This window comes from uncultured Mucilaginibacter sp. (genome assembly GCF_913773635.1).
Lineage (GTDB): Bacteria > Bacteroidota > Bacteroidia > Sphingobacteriales > Sphingobacteriaceae > Mucilaginibacter.
This window is the reverse complement of sequence record NZ_CAJYGQ010000001.1, coordinates 222,595-239,733: the sequence shown is the minus strand read 5'-3', so window position 1 is coordinate 239,733 and position 17,139 is coordinate 222,595. Positions and strand designations below refer to the sequence as shown.

The 17,139-nt window shown below is 42.1% G+C and carries 10 protein-coding genes, 1 tRNA gene and 1 riboswitch; of the genes, 4 read left to right on the top strand and 7 right to left on the bottom strand.

Translation table 11 applies throughout. The features are described 5' to 3' along the window. Nucleotides 1-12 precede the first annotated feature (12 nt). The 3 genes from QZ407_RS00930 to QZ407_RS00920 form a co-directional block, all read right to left on the bottom strand. On the bottom strand, nucleotides 13-2,241 hold the full coding sequence (locus tag QZ407_RS00930) for a transferrin receptor-like dimerization domain-containing protein (protein ID WP_295767187.1): 2,229 nt from the start codon (nucleotides 2,239-2,241) through the stop codon (nucleotides 13-15). A 276-nt stretch (nucleotides 2,242-2,517) separates the two neighbouring features. Beyond that, nucleotides 2,518-2,589 (bottom strand) — tRNA-Cys (locus QZ407_RS00925). Nucleotides 2,590-2,596: 7 nt separating this feature from the next. Next, on the bottom strand, nucleotides 2,597-3,208 hold the full coding sequence (locus tag QZ407_RS00920; RefSeq protein WP_295767186.1) for a TlpA disulfide reductase family protein: 612 nt from the start codon (nucleotides 3,206-3,208) through the stop codon (nucleotides 2,597-2,599). Nucleotides 3,209-3,308: 100 nt separating this feature from the next. Then, nucleotides 3,309-3,417, bottom strand: a riboswitch (SAM riboswitch). Between the two features lie 466 nt (nucleotides 3,418-3,883). On the opposite strand from QZ407_RS00920, the gene QZ407_RS00915 reads away from it, so the two are divergent. Further along, nucleotides 3,884-4,762: a sugar phosphate isomerase/epimerase gene (locus QZ407_RS00915; RefSeq protein ID WP_295767185.1), complete on the top strand. Its 879-nt coding sequence runs from the start codon at nucleotides 3,884-3,886 to the stop codon at nucleotides 4,760-4,762. A gap of 16 nt (nucleotides 4,763-4,778) precedes the next feature. Here the strand turns inward: QZ407_RS00915 and QZ407_RS00910 are convergent, their stop codons facing one another. The 4 genes from QZ407_RS00910 to QZ407_RS00895 all read right to left on the bottom strand — a co-directional run bounded on the left by QZ407_RS00910 (nucleotide 4,779) and on the right by QZ407_RS00895 (nucleotide 12,231). Continuing rightward, nucleotides 4,779-5,570, bottom strand: coding sequence for a DNA-binding response regulator (locus QZ407_RS00910; RefSeq protein ID WP_295767184.1), 792 nt, complete (start codon nucleotides 5,568-5,570; stop codon nucleotides 4,779-4,781). 304 nt (nucleotides 5,571-5,874) lie between these two features. Beyond that, nucleotides 5,875-7,524, bottom strand: coding sequence for a RagB/SusD family nutrient uptake outer membrane protein (locus QZ407_RS00905; protein ID WP_295767183.1), 1,650 nt, complete (start codon nucleotides 7,522-7,524; stop codon nucleotides 5,875-5,877). A 12-nt stretch (nucleotides 7,525-7,536) separates the two neighbouring features. Continuing rightward, the gene (locus tag QZ407_RS00900) at nucleotides 7,537-10,932 is read right to left on the bottom strand and encodes a TonB-dependent receptor (RefSeq protein ID WP_295767182.1); all 3,396 of its coding nucleotides are present in this window, start codon (nucleotides 10,930-10,932) and stop codon (nucleotides 7,537-7,539) included. A gap of 141 nt (nucleotides 10,933-11,073) precedes the next feature. Beyond that, on the bottom strand, nucleotides 11,074-12,231 hold the full coding sequence (locus QZ407_RS00895; RefSeq protein WP_295767181.1) for a FecR family protein: 1,158 nt from the start codon (nucleotides 12,229-12,231) through the stop codon (nucleotides 11,074-11,076). A 242-nt stretch (nucleotides 12,232-12,473) separates the two neighbouring features. On the opposite strand from QZ407_RS00895, the gene QZ407_RS00890 reads away from it, so the two are divergent. From QZ407_RS00890 to QZ407_RS00880, 3 genes are all read left to right on the top strand, one after another. Then, complete coding sequence (locus QZ407_RS00890) at nucleotides 12,474-13,061, top strand: sigma-70 family RNA polymerase sigma factor (protein WP_295767180.1); 588 nt, start codon at nucleotides 12,474-12,476, stop codon at nucleotides 13,059-13,061. 135 nt (nucleotides 13,062-13,196) lie between these two features. Further along, the gene (locus tag QZ407_RS00885; RefSeq protein ID WP_295767179.1) at nucleotides 13,197-15,920 is read left to right on the top strand and encodes a glycoside hydrolase family 2 protein; all 2,724 of its coding nucleotides are present in this window, start codon (nucleotides 13,197-13,199) and stop codon (nucleotides 15,918-15,920) included. 20 nt (nucleotides 15,921-15,940) lie between these two features. Next, complete coding sequence (locus tag QZ407_RS00880; RefSeq protein ID WP_295767178.1) at nucleotides 15,941-17,095, top strand: glycoside hydrolase family 130 protein; 1,155 nt, start codon at nucleotides 15,941-15,943, stop codon at nucleotides 17,093-17,095. Nucleotides 17,096-17,139 lie beyond the last annotated feature (44 nt).

Below are 17,139 nucleotides of genomic sequence, written 5' to 3'. Positions count from 1 at the left end.
ATGATGAGGTGGTTATTGTCCTTGTGTTATGTTTTCAAGTTGTGTGCTTAATTGGTCCACAGCTTTGGTGGCTATGGTTATTTGCTGACGGGCTTCGTCCCAGTTGTTTTGCTCAATAGCCTCGCGTACACCCGGCAAAGTTTTTACGCCATACCCGGTATAAAAGCCCGGCGCATATATACTATGTCGATACCATGGGCGTTTAGGCAAACCTTCCGCAATCAACAAGCTCTTTTCGGCCTGGTAAACGGCGTTGTTGAATTTTGCCGCAAGTTTGAAATTAGTCAAAGCTTTAGCGCTTATGCCATTTAGTGCCGCTGCGCATTGCTTGAGTCGCTGTATAGCTTTATCAAACCCGGCAAAGTCAAACGCAGGCACCTCAGGTTTTAAAGCCGTTGCAATGAATTTGTCTTTTGGGTCGGCAGCCAGTTTATAGCTGTTGCTTTTAATAAGTTGGTTTTCGGCATTGTATTTTTCGCGCAACCCATCGGCCAGTTGTTTTACTTCCGTTTGGTACTGGTTTATTACTTTGCCCAAGCTTGCAAAATCAAATGGAAGCACATCGGCGTTAGCCAAACGCAATACGGCACGACCTGCAGTTTGCGCTAACGCTACTCCGTAAACAAAGCTGCTATCTTTAAACCGCACATAATCATCATACGAATCGTAAATAGAATGATAATCGCCGCCACCATCTTCGCCACCGTAACCTAAATTAAGGGTGGGAATGCCTAAGTGCTGCAGAAAGGCAGAGTAATCAGACCCAGTACCTAACGCCCCGAGTGACAGGGTATCCTGTTTAAGTATTGCTCTTTGTGATTTGGCCGATGCCGCTTTTACGGCATCATTAGCTCTTTTGCGTTCAAAAACACTTACACCCGTTAGCGGGTCAATAACGTTTTTGGCAATCTCACTGGTAAACACTTCAAGCGCGTGCGAACCTCCCGCACCTAAAAAGCCACGACTGTTACCATCAGAATTGATGTAAGCAACCGCTTTTTCTTTCAGCTCGGCGGCATGGTCTTCTACCCATTCTGTCGAACCTAATAAAGAAGGCTCTTCGCCATCCCAGGCGGCATAAACTAACGTACGCTTAGGTTTGTAACCTGCTTTTACCAGCAAGCCAATAGCCCTTGCCTCCTCTAACTGGGCAGCCAAACCGCTTACCGGGTCGTCTGCGCCGTTCACCCAGGCATCATGATGATTGCCGCGTACTACCCATTGGTTAGGGTATTGGCTGCCTTTTATTTTAGCTATTACGTTATAAGCCGGAACCAAATCCCAGTTATGTTCAATTTTTAAATGCACTTTAGCCTTACCCGGGCCAACATGGTAAGTGATGGGCAGCGCACCGCGCCACTCGGCCGGAGCCACCGGACCCCCTAAGGCAGCCAGCAGGGGCTGGGCATCGCCATAACTAATAGGCAGCACCGGGATTTTCAAGATGGTTTGCGCCTCACTCCTATCCAAACGTTTCGCTTTAGCTGTTGCCCCAACGTTGGGGGTTAGTGGGTCGCCCGGGTAAATTACCATATCCATTACTGACCCACGCTGCACCGTTTGGTCATTCTTGTAAGGACCTTTGGGGTATACTTCGCCCTGGTAGAAGCCATCATCTTTTGGATCAGAATAAATTATGCAGCCAATAGCGCCATGCTCATAGGCTACCTTGGGTTTAATTCCACGCCACGAACGGCCGTATTTGGCTATCACTATTTTGCCTTTTACATCGATGCCCAGTTTTTCGAGCTGTGTATAATCATCAGGCAAACCGTAGTTTACAAATACCAATTCGCCGGTAACATCGCCATCGGCACCCCAGGCATTATAAGTTGGCAACTGCCCATCCTGCCCTGATGTGGCATCCTCGGCAAAAGCAGGCTCTTTTAGCTTGGCCACGTACCGGGTTGGATAAGTAAGCTCCAGCAAACGTGCTTTAGGTGTAGGGAATAGCACTTGGTAGGTTTCAATTTGGGCGTCCCAGCCGTACTCTTTAAACTTTTGCAATACAGCTTGTGCAACCGCCTTACCTCCGGGCGAACCTAAATGATGCGGACGAGCGGCCAGTTCTTTTATATTTTGACCAACGCGCACATTGCTCAGGTGCTTGTCAAACTCTTTTTCGGTTTGTAATTGTTTGGTGGCCGTTTCAGTCGTAAACCCCTTAACAGCCGCATTTTGTGCATATGATGTTGTATAACCAGCCAGGCACAGCACAGCCAGTATCTCTATTTTTTTCATAAAGAAATTTTAGTTTTCAATAAAAGTTGGGGTAGTAAACCGGCATGCAGACGTGCCGCGACTACTATAATTTGAGGCGCTAAACTAGCAACAACACCATACGAAGACTGATTGGTGGCGCGTAGCACCCAGCCAAGGTAAGTTGGACAAAAGCATTTTAAAGTAAGTTTCCAGTTTCATTTAGTTGCAGATATAGTTCATGTTAAGGGTAAAGTATGCAAATTAAAACGGCCACCGGTTAGCCAAGTTAATTTGCTATTTTATTAAGGTCAGTTGAGGCGGGAGGATGGATTCGAACCACCGTAAAAGGTTTTGCGTACCTTCACCTAACCACTCGGCCACTCCACCAATGCTTTTAAAGCGATGCCTTTAACGAAGCTTTACTTGCCAGGCCATCAATTACTTTTACCATTTCGTTAAATTCGTTTACATCATACAATCGGGTGAGGTAAACAATTTTGCCGTTAGCATCAATAACCACGTTGCGGGTTACACCGGCTTTTTTGTTAGCAAACTTGCCAAATATTTCGGCACCCGGGTCTAAGGCCAGCGGGTAAGTTACTTGTATATCCTGACGGAATTTTTGAACTTTTTCAAGCGGCTCATCCCGGTCTACCCCTATCAGCACCACATTTTTATTTTGATAAGCTTTCCAAACGTCAGTTTCCAGGTGGGGCATTTCTTTACGGCATACGCTGCACCAGCTGGCGGTGAACTGTAAAACCACTACTTTGCCCCTTAGTTGCTTTAAGGATGTTTTTTGTCCATTATCCAACACCAATTCAAAATCATCGGGTGCCTGGTCACCAACCTTAACTAAGTAACCACGGTCAGCATCGGCAACTTTGGCTATAGCTGCATTTGGCGCCGCGGTTTGTGTTTGTGCATTTGATGAACTTGAGGCAGCTACAATAACTGCAGCAGCAAATAAAGCTTTCGAAAAATTGAGTAATGTGTTGCTTTTCATGAGCGTATAAGTTGAGTTCAATTGTATTACTAATTTGATTTTTTGAAATACTTATACCGGAAAGAAGTTAGAAGGCCTTGTTGAGCAAGCAGAACTTGCCGTATTATCTTTCTCCATATTTGGAGCAGGAATTAGCACCTTTTACCTTAAGAGTAGTATAGGTTGCTAAGACTTCACAGGGCCTTTCCCTCAGTCTTTCTGGATAAATATCACAAAGAACATTTATTAAACAGTACAAATATAAAAGATATATTTTATAAAGTCTATAGATTTAGTAGATTAATTTAAATTAAGTTAGGATTTATATGATCCTGGACGTTGTATGTCATCGAAGTAACAGCAGTAAAGAAAATACAAAACTTCGACTATTAGCAAATCGAACTTAGATGTCTCTAAACAATGAGCGTCTTCCCTAGTAATTGATACAAATCGGCCAGAAAATGATAGCATTTTATGATGCGTAACCGTTTACTTTGTTCAGTAGCGAAGCAATTATCTATAAATTTTATCGGCCTTTTTAATCATCAATTTTTAACGCCATAACTCATCAATTTATGAGAGAAGAAATTTACCCCCCGCTACTTATAAAATCACTTTAAGACCACCTCAGCCGAACCGAGGCGCGGAAAATAGCGCTCAATCATAAATAGATAATAAACCATCTTCAATAAGTAAATGAAAAATTTCCTCAATAAATTAATATTTACCAGCTGTTCAATATTTGCTTTAAATTTTGCATTTGCGGTAGCTTTTGCACAAAGCAAAAAGTTGCTATTTCCTTATGCTCCGGGGATTGAGTCATACACTTATCGGACTAATTTTTCGAAGGATGTGCCGGCAACTTTAAATTTGATAAAAGATAATGGCATTAAGGATATTGAGTTTTCGAGCTTATTTAATTTGAGCCCTGAAGCTCTCCGCAAATTACTTGATGAACGAAGTTTACAATGTTCTTCATTTGGGACGGGGTGGAATAATATTATGCATAAAACTGCCGAGGTTGCAAATGCCGCCAAAGCACTCGGCGCACACTTTATACATTTGGGCAGTGTTCCGCAAGCTGGCAAAACGTTTACTTTACAGGATGCAGAATTTGCTGTTGCGGAATTGAACAGGGTTGGTAAAATTTTAAAAGACGAGTACGGACTTGAATTACTTTGCCATAACCATGGTGTAGAGTTTGTGCCTTATGAGAATGGTACGCTTTACGATTATCTAATTCAGCGCACGAACCCCAAATATGTAAGCTTTGAGTTAGATATCCTATGGGCATTTTTGCCGGGTCATGATCCGGCTCAGTTAACTGACAAATACCCTGCACGAATTAAGGCGCTACATGTAAAAGATCTTAAAAAAGGCATCGCTACGAACAATTCGGGCAAAACCGATCATAATAACAATGTGGTACTGGGGCAGGGACAAATTAACATTCCAGCCGTTATTAAAGCTGCCAAGCGTGCAAAAATCAAACACTATTATCTTGAAGATGAAAGCCAGTTTGCGGTTGAACAGATACCGCGAAGCATTGAATATCTGCAATCTTTAAAACAATAAATTTTCAGCTTGCTCACTATTGTTCAACAGGCGCACTTCCGGTTTGCTTTTTATGCAGGCTATTACGATACTCGATAGGCGTCATTTTAAAATATTTTTTAAAATTTCGGCTAAATAAGCCGGGTGTATTGTATCCAACTATTCTTGCTATCTCCGAGAATCTGTATAAATCTTCACCTATAAGTCTTGCCGCACTTTTAACACGTGTAGTATCAATAAGCTCTTTGGGTGATAACGAAGAAATGGACTTGATTTTACGATAAAAAGTTGGCCGGCTCATATTCATATAGTCAGCAAGGTTATCAATATCCAAATGCGGATCATTCAGGTTTTTTTGAATATAGTCACTGAGTTTTTTAAGAAATGCTTCTTCTGTTTTAGATTGTGCGTTTACCCGGAAATCTTCAAATGGCGAGCTAGAAAAGTGAACTTTTATTTTCATTCTGTTCTTGAGCAAATTGGCAATATGGAGCTGGAGCAGCTCAGGTGAAAACGGCTTTTGCACATAAGCATCAGCCCCTACCTCCAACCCTTCTATAAACGCATTCTGAGTATTTTTAGCAGTAAGAAGAATAATAGGTATATGGCAGTAAGCAACGTCTGATTTCAGGAGTGCGCAGAGCTCAAAGCCATCAATACCAGGCATCATAATATCCGAAACGATGAGGCTAACGGTCTTTGTAGCCAATATTTCCTGAGCCTTTTCGCCGCTTTCGGCAATATATACGGTGTAAGTATCGCTTAACACTTCCGATAAAAACTCTAAAATATCTTCGTTATCGTCGATAATTAAAACACTGTCAATCATATCTTTTTAAAATTTCATTTCACAAATGATAAACTAAAGCTCATGATCATGGCCGCTGCAAAAAAAACACAGACGTGCCCACTGGTATAGCAACGTTAAAAATTGCGCTACGACCGCCCACCCCAAGTGTCGGTTTCAATATTTGTTTCCAGAAGCAGGTAAATACGCTTAAGCCGTTAACCTTACTTAGCGCATTTTTTATAATATAATTGTTAGATGAACTTATATACGATAGCCCATTGCTACAACAAACAGCAATAAAAGTGCACAAGTATGTACACCCTTATTGCTGTTTTGGCGCACATTAAAAACCAAGGTTTTGAGGGTACTTAGGTCCAGTAATAATCCGATCTATCTGACTTTGCGGTATAGGCCTTAAAATATGCCTGTCTTGTATGTTGTTTGCAGCGTCGGGGTTGTAAAGTTTTACGCGCTCTACAAGTTTATTTGTCCTTACCAGGTCAAGCCACCTGGTTTGCTCTCCGCATAATTCACGGGCACGTTCATCTAAAATATAGTCGAGCGTAACCTGAGCCGGTGTTATAATCATCGCATCAGCATTGCCGGTTGGAAAGGCGGCCCGCTGGCGCACTACGTTAATATATTTTGCAGCGTTAAAATTATCATTCAAATTTAAGGCAGCTTCGGCAGCAATTAAATAAGTTTCCGCCAGCCTGTATACAATAATTGGCCTTACCGACGGATCATTGATACCGGCCCTTTTAGTATCCTGATATTTGGTCATGGTAGGAAACAATTGCAGCGTATAATTACGTGGCGGCACCAGTAAATACCGGGATGCATTGATTTTGGCATTGGTAACATCTACACCCGGCATGTAAATGGCTGTATCGCCTAAAGCGTATTTAGGTACGCCGTTCACCTTAGGTATTTTGTCGGCAGAGTTGGATAACCATACAGACTGGAATGTTTTGTAGTAGCGGGTATCGTTTGTTTTATCGGCAAAACAAACGTTCCCTAACCAACTGGTTAATTGCACCCTTGCGTAAGGTCTGCCGTATGCCATAGACCTAACCAGGCCCGGGAAATTTTCATACCCCATTACGTAATGAAAGTTAAGTTCGTTGCTAACAGCATTGTACGTTAAATTGGGTGTGTGTTGAACGCTCCAAAGCACTTCTTTGTTGGCTTCGTTGCCTTCGGCGTATACCGAAGCAAAATCAGGCAGCAAACCAATATTCCATGTTCCTGCGTTATCAATTACTCCCTTTGCCGTATTGTAAGCGTTTTGAAAATCATCTGGTTGCTTCGCCGAAGAGTAAGCACGGGTAAGATAAACTTTTGCCAACAGGTGCGATGCCGCTGCTGCTGTTGCTTTACCTGGTAATACACCGGTTTGAGTTGGGCTTGCCGGCAATCCGGCAATGGCATCCTTCAAATCCTGCACGATAAAATCATACACCTCGGCAATGGGTGCTCTACTGGCGCTGGTGCTGGGTTCGCTAATAAAGTTCTTACTTAGCGTTACCGGCCCAAAAAACCTCACCAATAAAAAATAATAGTTGGCACGAAGGAATTTAGCTTCGGCAACCTTTTGCTTAACCGTGTTGGCGTCAAGACCGGTTACCGTAGCGCCATTATCAATTACGCCGTTACAGGTATTGATGAAGGTATAGCATGGATTCCAAACGCCGGATAAAAATCCGCTGCTGGCATCATAACTACTCGCGTAGATATTAAAGTTGGAATTGCCACCTCCGCCGGATTTAAATTCATCGGTTCCGGGAACGGTCATGGTCATCAGGTTTTCGGTTCCCCACAAATTACGGTTACCAGCATAGGCAGCATCCAGTCCGGATTGAAAACCTTGAGCTGTATTAAAAAACTGTGGAGTAAGGGATGATTTTGGTTCTTCGATCAGTTGCTTACTGCAACCCGAAGTAACAATGGCAACTGAAGCCAGTATGATGATTTGATATAAATATGATTTCATTTTTATAATCAATTAAAAGGAAACATTTAAACCGAACAATAATGATTTAACCGGCGGCGTATCAACGCCCAGTGTCCCTGCCGATTCAGGGTCAGCTCCATTGAACTGGTTATGCAACGGAGAGAATAAAATAATGGCATCGTTTAAAGAAGCATGAAGCCTTAAAGACTTTGCCTTGATTTTTGTTGCTATTGCCGAAGGGAACGTATAACCCAGGCTAATTGTCCGGATTTTCAAATAGGATGCGTTATAGTAACCTAACAAATCACCAAAGGCAGGCGACCCAACGTTGAAATTGGGTTTTGGATATTTGTTGGCATTGTTATATGGAGTCCAGTAGTTAACATTAAGGTTGTTTGCCTTTCCGTTTAATACGTTTACGTTACTGCTTGGCTGCAACCATGTGGCTATTTGCGTTCCCCCTACCCGGTATGATGCAACCACGGCCAGATCAATGCCGCGGTAACTGAAGCGGTTGGTAAAACCGCCAAAGAATTTGGGCTGCCTGCTACCTATAACGGCACGGTCGTTAGAATTGATGACGCCATCACCATTTAAGTCTGCTACTCTGATGGTACCTATAACTGAGCCGGCCCCTGTCATCGTCAGGTTAAGTCGTTTGGCTTCGGCCGAATCGGCTTTAGTGTTTTGCCATATGCCCACTTGTTGATAGTTATACAAAGCGTTGATTGGCGAGCCCACAAACCTGTTACTACCAACGTCTTGCGTAACACCATTTTGCAAAGCGGTTATTTTGTTACGGTTAAATGATACATTGACGTTGCTGGTCCAGCCAAAATCTTTCCGGGTTTTTGCCTTAACGTTAACTGAGCTTATAGTTATCTCCAAACCTTTGTTCTCGGTTTTTCCAACGTTGGCCAAAAACTGCGAGGTATAGCCGGTAGTAATTGGCAAATTTTGAGGAAGTATGAGATCATTGGTTTTTTGATGATAAACATCAACCGTACCGGTTATACGGTCTTTAAACAAGCCAAAATCTAATCCAATATTTAACGTAGAGGTGTACTCCCAGCCAAGTTGCGGATTAGGCACGCTGTTAGGATAAGTACCCGTTACATTAGTTGTGCCATAGTTATAATTGAATATGGTAAGGCCTCCAAGTGTTTGGTAAGGGCTAACAGCTGCATTACCTACAGAACCATAACCGAGGCGAAGTTTTAAACTGGATACGGCGTTGATACTTTTCATGAAGTTTTCTTCAGAAATGTTCCAGCCAACGGCGGCACTCGGGAATAAATGATACTTATTTCCGGGAGCAAGCGTAGAAGATCCGTCAGAGCGCATAGTAACTGTAAGCAGGTATTTACTTTTATAATCGTAATTAACGCGCCCCATAAATGACACTATTGAAAACTTGGAATAACTTCCGGTTCCTTTAAAATTAGCGCCTAGCTCGGGGTTGTAGTACTGCACATAATCGGCCAGTATGTTATTGTAAGTTAAGGTTGTAGAATACTTGTTATCCTGCTGGTAACTAAACAGCCCTGTACCTGTAACATGATGGTTTTTAGCGAAAGTATTTTCGTAAACAATAAGATTTTCCAATGTAAAGTTCCGGTAATCATAATTGGTGTTTCTGGCTGTCGACGGTCCGCTTAAATTCTGGAAGGTTGCGCTCCCGAAGAAGTCGCCATAGGTTTCCGGCGTTAACTCAACACCACCATTAAACCGGTACTTTAAATGCGGCGTAAATTGCGCTTCTGCGTAAGCGGTGGTAAACGTATTGTAACGGGTACGGTTTTGTACCACTGCCCCCGGAACCAGGTTAGCCAACGGATTATATATTAGTGATCCACCACCAGGAAAGGGGATTAAGTTACCTGCAGCATCATACGGAACGGTTAACGGGCTTGATTGTAACGCCTGAGAAACCGGGTTAATTCCTTCGCCGTTGGTTCTGCTCACCGAATTAAGAGAGCTTACTCCAACTTTGAAAATTTTGCCCAATTGCTGGTCTACACTTATTTTAAAGCTATAGCGCTGAAAAGAAAGCCCGGGAAATACACCGGTTTCATTAAAATAACCTGCAGAAATTGCATACTTGGTTTGTTCGGTACCACCCGAAACACCTAACTGGTGATTGGTTCGTAAACCGTTTTTAAAGATTAACTTTTGCCAGTTGGTATTGGTTCCGTTTTGCCTGCCGGCAAGCTCAGCCGGCAAAAAGGTAATGCCATCGGTATAAAACCGCGGATCGTCAATTCCGCTATATGGGTTAGGCGCGTTTATAACATTGGGGTTATTTGCATTATAACTTCCCCATTTTTTATATACCTCATACTCCTGTGGTTGCATTACATCGTAATAACCCAAAGGTTTCATTACCCCGGCGTAGCCGCTGTAGGAGATAACCGGTGCGCCGGTTTTACCACGCCTCGTTGAAATTAAGATAACACCATTGGCGCCCCTTGATCCGTAAATTGCCGTTGCCGAAGCATCTTTTAGTATTTGAACAGATACTACATCATCCTGGTTAAGGTCATTAATGTAAGTTCCGTTGTAAGGAATGCCATCAACAACGTAAAGCACATCGTTGGTTGCACCTCCCTGTAAGGAACGTTGCCCGCGTATGGCAATAGAAGGTGTTGAACCCGGATGACTGTTACCACCGCTTTTTTGAATATCCAGGCCGGGAGCCTGGCCTTGCAACGCACTTACCAGGTTGCTTACCGGCACACTCTTCAATGCTTCTTCATTTACCGAAGCTATGGAACCGGTTACATCAGCCTTTTTTTGCGAACCATAACCAACCACAACCACTTCGTTCATGGCAGATACTTTTTCTTTAAGCGTTACGTCAATTTTGGTTTGGTTGTTTACCGGCACTTCAAGCAATTCATATCCAATTGCCGTAAACACAAGGGTTTGATTACCATCCGGTAGTTTAAGTGAATAAGTTCCGTTCGGGCTGGTAATAGTACCACCGTTAGCTCCTTTTATGCTCACGGTTATACCGGGTAATGGCTGGCCCTTGGTATCTTTAACCGTGCCTGTTACCGTTATAACATTGGGTACAGCTACAATATTCTTTTTTTGAACAACTACTGTTTTCTGATAAATTACATAAGTGAGCGGCTCATTAGCAAATATTTCATTGAGTGCATCTTTAAGCTCAACCTCTTTTACATATAGCGTAACCGGCTTTGCCTCGCTGAGCATATCAGAGTTATAAACAAAATTGTACCCGGTTTGCTGCTTTAGTTTGTCAAACACTTTGTTAAGAGGAGTATTCTTGACTGAAATGCTGACCATCTGTGCAAATGTTGCCGCGCTTACCTGCATAAAGCAGGCTACAATAAGAATAACCACAAGTTTCACTATTCGACTGATTTTATAAGGTACACAGGAAAGTTTCCTGCATGAAAATGCATGGGAAAATTTATACATTTGGTTAATGAGTTAATTTATAATTGATTGTTGCTACGATTAATTGGATTGCTTATGGCCTAACGGCAGATTACCGGGGGCGCTCCAACGCTCCTGGTTATCGTTCATTTTACAAATCCAATTGGCTATTTATTGTAGAAGTCACGGCATAACGGTTATCCTCCTCCCATTAACTTTAAAATGAACCGTTCCGGTTAATTCCAAGGTTTTTAATAGGTAGGAAATATCTTTAAACCTGGATACCGAACCGCCAAAGTTTTGTTTACTTAGCTGACCTTCGTAGTCAATATCTACATCATACCATCTGGACACTTGTCGCATAATGGTTCGTATATTTTCATTCTCAAAGCTGAACAATCCGTTTTTCCATGCTACAATATCATCAACCTTAACCTCGCGGACTTTAAAGGCATTCCCCCCCTGCTTAATCAGCCCCTGTTCGCCCGGAATGAGCATAGCTGTGATTTCGTCTTTTTCAAGCCTTACAGATCCCTCTAAAAGAGTGGTTTTAACAACACTTTCATCCTGATAGGCCATTACATTAAAATGTGTACCTAAAACATTTACGTTAACTCCATTAGCCACTACTTTAAATGGCATGCTCTTATTTTTGGCTACTTCAAAATAAGCTTCCCCGGTTAACTCAACCAATCGTTCCTTGCCGCTAAAAGTGGTTGGGAATTTTAAAGACGATGCTGCATTAAGCCAAACCATTGTACCGTCTGCCAAAGTGAGTTGGTATTGTCCTCCACGTGGGGTAGCTATCGTATTGTATGCAACCTGGCTTCCGTTTTTGGCTTTTGGTTCGGCATTGTATACTAATTTTCCTTTAGACAGTTTCCTGACTTCTGCCGCGCCTTGCTTTGACACCAACCCTTTGTCAGAACCATCTAAATCAACCATGTTGCCATTGGCTAGTATGAGTATAGCCTTATTACTTCCCGGTGTAATAGCAGTTTTAACAGCCGTCTTCTGGGCAAAATGATCGGCCACGGTAACCTGCTTCTGTTCTTTGTTAAATAGCACAACAAGGCCAACCGAAAGAAAGACGAGTAAAGATGCAGCAATAACCCATCTGAACGGAAATTTCCTAGGGCTTATGTCATCAGGTGTTATCCTTGAGCGAAGGGTATTCAAAAGTTCAGTTCTCACCTCGTCCCGGTCACCCATCTCTGGTAACCATGGCAACTCCTTAAGTTCAAATTCATCTTTATAATGTTCCAGCCGTTGAATATCTTCAGCTGTACATTTCCCCGTTTGGCACTTTTCATAAAGTGCTAAAAATTCATCATTAGTCATTAAAATAGTCGGTTACGACAATAATTGGCTAAGCTCAACTATAACTGGTTCTATCAACATAGAGACTTTTTACCGGCCTCAACGCATACAATAAAAAAAGTTTTTTTTTACAAGCACAAATGATTGTTTGAAACCTACATATTAACTATCTTTTATCCTCGCAAATAAGTTACTCAGCAAATTTTGAGCTGTTAGAAGTTTTTATATAGCAATAAAAATTCTAATTTTATGAAACCAATTATATGCTTGATAAAAATTCCCCTGATGATGATTTGTGGCGAGCCATAAAATCTGAAAGTATTCCTGCGTTCGAAATTCTGGTAAAACGGTACTGGGAGGCTGTTTATACAACCGCATTTTCCTACCTTCGGGATAAAGAAATAGCAATGGAAATTGCAAATGACACCTTCCTTAATATATGGCAAAAAAAGCACGTATTGGATATAGGCACTTTTAAAAGCTATCTTACAACTAGCGCACGCTACCATGTTTACAAGGTACTTAAAGCCAAAAAAGCACTTAAACTTGCATACGTGGCCGATCACGAAAACCTATCACCGGTAAATGTATCAGTTAATACAGGGGAAGAAAAAATCAGGTACCTGAATTTGCAAAGCGAGATTGAGGCCCTCTTATCAGCCCTGCCTGCCCGTTGCCGTGAAATCTTTTTATTAAGTCGGCTGGGCAACCTTACCAATACTGAAATAGCTGAAAAGCTTTCTATTTCTAAAAGAACTGTTGAAAACCAAATATCTATTGCTCAAAGGTTTGTTCAACAAAACTCTAAAAATATTGCGCTGAGTATTTTGGCAACCTTCCTTTTACAGTAAATATGCTTTTTTGTTGCACCCTGAAAGCGCCGGCAAGTGCAATTTGCGTATTGTATTCATTTTTATTATCGTAACATATGTGCGTTCAGGCTAACAGTTGCACTCTAGGAGTATATAAGCCAATTGTTAAACCTAATGAGAATATTTTTCCTATTAATGCTGGCCGGTATTGCGTTTTGTAATATAACTTCGGCTCAAAACAAAAACGCCTCTTTGGCATCACCATCATCCGTAAATTCAGTTTTTCTGCGCTCTCTAAAAAACCATCAGGGCGCTTACAACTGGCAAATGATTAAAGCCTCAGAGGCAGGCACTGACGGAAACATCATTTCAACATCAGCATACCATGCAACAAATTGGAAAGCTGCAATAGTGCCTGGAACTGTATTAACAAGCCTTGTTGCCAATAAGGTTTACCCCGAGCCTTATTATAGCGATAACAACCGCAAAACACGTAAACTGATACCGGACATCAGCGATGCGGGAAGAGAGTTTTACCACTATTGGTTCCGTACAGGTTTTAAAGTTCCCGCATCTTTTAAAGGAAAGCGGCTGTGGTTAAAGTTTCACGGCATTAATTACCATAGCACCATTTGGCTTAACGGTAGGCGTTTAGGGCAGATGAAAGGCATGTTTAACAGTGAAAGTTTTGACATCAGTAAAATTGTAAATTTAAGTGGCAACAATGTTCTCGCAGTGAATATTGAACCTGTTGACCATCCGGGTTCTACCTTTAAACCGGGCAAAACCAAAACTGGTGCCGTGGGTGAAAATCATAACGGAGGCGATGGTGAAATTGGTAAAGATGTAACCATGCTAATGAGTGTAGGCTGGGATTTTACCACTCACGACGGCATTCGCGACCGCAATACCGGCATTTGGCGAGATGTTGAACTTTTTGCTACCGGTGATGTAACTTTAGAAAACGCTTTTATAAAAACCAAGCTCCCACTGCCCGATACCACAACCGCCAAAGAAACGGTAAGTGTGGAGGTAAAAAATGCATCTGACACTAAACAAACCGGTTACATTTTAGGCACAATAAACGAAACCAGAAAGACATTTAAAAAAAGCCTCACCTTATTGCCTCATGAAACCAAGACGGTAACTTTTTCACCTGCCGAATACGCTGCGTTAAATATTAGCCGCCCTAAGCTTTGGTGGCCAATTAACAAGGGAAACCAAGCACTTTACACGCTGTCATTAAAATTTGTTACATCAAAAAACGTAGTAACGCATTCGCTTGATGCCAAATTCGGCATCCGTGAAATAACTTCAGATCAAAATACGCCCGACAAATCCCGGCGGTTTCTGGTTAACGGAGTTCCCATATTTATAAGGGGAACTAACTGGATTCCGGAAGCGATGCTGAAAAACAGCGAAGCAAGGACAAAAGCCGAACTGCGATACACTAGGCAATCCGGCCTTAATTTCTTACGCCTTTGGGGTGGAGGGATAGCCGAATCAGACTACTTCTATCAGTTGTGTGATGAATACGGAATTTTGGTGTGGACCGAATTTTGGGTAACTGCCGACACTAAGTTACCGACAGATACGGCACTTTATTTTAAAAACGTGGTGAGCACTGTTAAGCGTATTCGCAACCATGCCTCGCTGGCTTATTACGTTGATGCCAATGAAGGTAAAGAGGTTCCGGGTACTGGCATTCTAATTAATCAGCTAGACCCTACACGCGGCTACCAGGAACAATCTGAATGCTGTGGTGTACACGATGGCAGCCCGTATAAATACGAAAACCCGATGCAGTACTTCGAAAACACGGCATCGCCCCGGGGAAGCCGTGTTGATGGCTTTAATCCGGAATATGGTACATTATCAACGCCGGTTCTATCGTCGTTACAAAAAATGATGCCCGCCAAAGACTTATGGCCTATTAATGATTCGGTTTGGAACTATCTTGATGGAAACGGGTTTCATGGAGTAACCGGCAAATACAATCAGGCGGTAAATGAATTTGGCCGGTCATCATCTATAAAAGAGTATGCTCAAAAAGCGCAGCTTGTTGGAGCGCTTAATTTCAGAGCCATATGGGAAGTATGGAACTATAATAAGTTTAACTATGGCGACCGTTGGGCATCAGGGTTTTTATTTTGGTATCATAACAGTCCGTTGCCTCAAACTGCATCTAGAATGTATGATTGGTATTTGGAACCAACTGCAGCACTTTACTATTCGCAAAACGGACTTGCGCCGTTACATGCTCAATTTGATTATTTAAAAAATACGGTATCTGTTTACAACGATTACCGCAAAGCGTTTAAGGGTTACCGCGTAGAGGCAACCGTTTACGATTTCAACAGTAAACCTGTATGGACAAAGTCTGCCACAGTAGACATTCCTGAAGATGGAGTAGTTAAAGATGCGATAACCATCAGCTTCCCTCCAAGTATCAGTCAAATTCACTTTGTTAAACTGAGGTTGCTTAACGCAGATGGCAAACTGGTAAACGATGCCTTTTATTGGCGCTCGAAAGATACTTATAAAGGCGCATGGACTTTGACCGGGCCTGCAGTATCGGGATTTAAGGATATTAATCAATTACCTAAAGCCAGTTTGAGTATATCGGCAAAAAAGCAGGCAACTGCAGGTAAACAATTAGCTAAGGTAGTGGTAAAAAATCCATCTGAAAACCTGGCATTTTTTACCCAGTTACAGTTGCGGGGAGTAAACGGCCAAACCTACGCGCCTGTATATTACTCCGACAATTTCTTTTCACTGTTACCAGGAGAAGAGAAATCAGTAACTATTGAAATTCCCGAATCGGCCAATAAAACCAAACTGGTATTAGTGAGCTCGGCACTTAACTCAATTGAGTCTGTTACACCTGTTTCAAACTAGCAAGCCCATTATTTACAATTATGAAAAATGCTTATCGTTTATTATTTGCCTTGCTATTCTCCTTTTTTGTTAATGAAACATTAAAGGCTCAAACAAAAAACTCGCTTCCAGAATGGGCACTGGGAGGGTTTGTAAGGCCAGCTAATATAAATCCAATTATTGCCCCTGATACAAATTCTTTATTCCTTGATCCCATGTCGGGCAAAAAAACCCGATGGGAAGATAATGACACCTTTAATCCTGCGGCCGTGGTTAAAAACGGGAAGGTGATTCTTTTATACCGATCAGAAGATAGAAGTGGCGTTAAGATCAGTACACGCACATCGAGATTAGGCTATGCAATAAGCAAAGACGGCCTGCATTTTAAACGAAAAACCCAACCTGTTCTTTATCCTGATAATGATGATCAAAAGGAATTTGAATGGCCTGGTGGTTGCGAAGATCCGCGCGCTGCAGTTACTGAAGATGGTACGTACGTTGTTTTATACACACAGTGGAACCGCAAAGTTCCACGTCTAGGTGCCGCTACCTCAAAAGACATGATTCACTGGAAAAAACATGGCCCTATATTTCAAGATGCTTATGAGGGCAGATTTTTAAACATGCCCACAAAATCAGCATCTATTTTAACCCAGGTAAAAAACAACAAGCAAGTAATAGTAAAATTAAATGGTCAGTATTTTATGTACTGGGGTGAAAGGAATGTGTATGCAGCAACATCTGCCAACCTGGTAGATTGGACGCCGCTTGTGGATGCTCAAGGAAAATTACTTGTGTTGGCAGCTCCAAGAAAGGGATATTTTGACAGCGACTTTACGGAGTGCGGCCCTCCCGCAGTTATGACCGAAAAAGGCATTGTACTGTTATATAACGGCAGAAACAACAATGGAGAAAGGGGCGACAAAAGATTTAATGGTGGCACATACTCGGCCGGGCAAATGTTGTTTGACAAAGCCGACCCAACAAAATTACTTGAACGCTTAGACGTTCCATTTTTCCGCCCAATGGAACCATTTGAAAGAAAAGGGCAATATGCCAGCGGCACCGTTTTTATTGAAGGATTGGTTTGGTTTAAACACAAATGGTACTTGTATTATGGCAGTGCCGATTCAAGAGTTTGCGTAGCTGTTTACGATCCTAAAAAACCAACTCCACCAGACCCAATTACTAATTAAATCCAAATGATTATTTGAAAGACAAACGCCGTATTGGATAAAAA

Excerpts from the sequence above, each read along its gene's own strand:
- QZ407_RS00930 (WP_295767187.1), bottom strand. The coding sequence starts at position 2,241 with ATGAAAAAAATAGAGATACTGGCTGTGCTGTGCCTGGCTGGTTATACA.
- QZ407_RS00910 (WP_295767184.1), bottom strand. The coding sequence starts at position 5,570 with ATGATTGACAGTGTTTTAATTATCGACGATAACGAAGATATTTTAGAG.
- QZ407_RS00890 (WP_295767180.1), top strand. The coding sequence starts at position 12,474 with ATGCTTGATAAAAATTCCCCTGATGATGATTTGTGGCGAGCCATAAAA.
- QZ407_RS00915 (WP_295767185.1), top strand. The coding sequence starts at position 3,884 with ATGAAAAATTTCCTCAATAAATTAATATTTACCAGCTGTTCAATATTT.
- QZ407_RS00880 (WP_295767178.1), top strand. The coding sequence starts at position 15,941 with ATGAAAAATGCTTATCGTTTATTATTTGCCTTGCTATTCTCCTTTTTT.
- QZ407_RS00895 (WP_295767181.1), bottom strand. The coding sequence starts at position 12,231 with ATGACTAATGATGAATTTTTAGCACTTTATGAAAAGTGCCAAACGGGG.
- QZ407_RS00885 (WP_295767179.1), top strand. The coding sequence starts at position 13,197 with ATGAGAATATTTTTCCTATTAATGCTGGCCGGTATTGCGTTTTGTAAT.
- QZ407_RS00905 (WP_295767183.1), bottom strand. The coding sequence starts at position 7,524 with ATGAAATCATATTTATATCAAATCATCATACTGGCTTCAGTTGCCATT.
- QZ407_RS00920 (WP_295767186.1), bottom strand. The coding sequence starts at position 3,208 with ATGAAAAGCAACACATTACTCAATTTTTCGAAAGCTTTATTTGCTGCT.
- QZ407_RS00900 (WP_295767182.1), bottom strand. The coding sequence starts at position 10,932 with ATGTATAAATTTTCCCATGCATTTTCATGCAGGAAACTTTCCTGTGTA.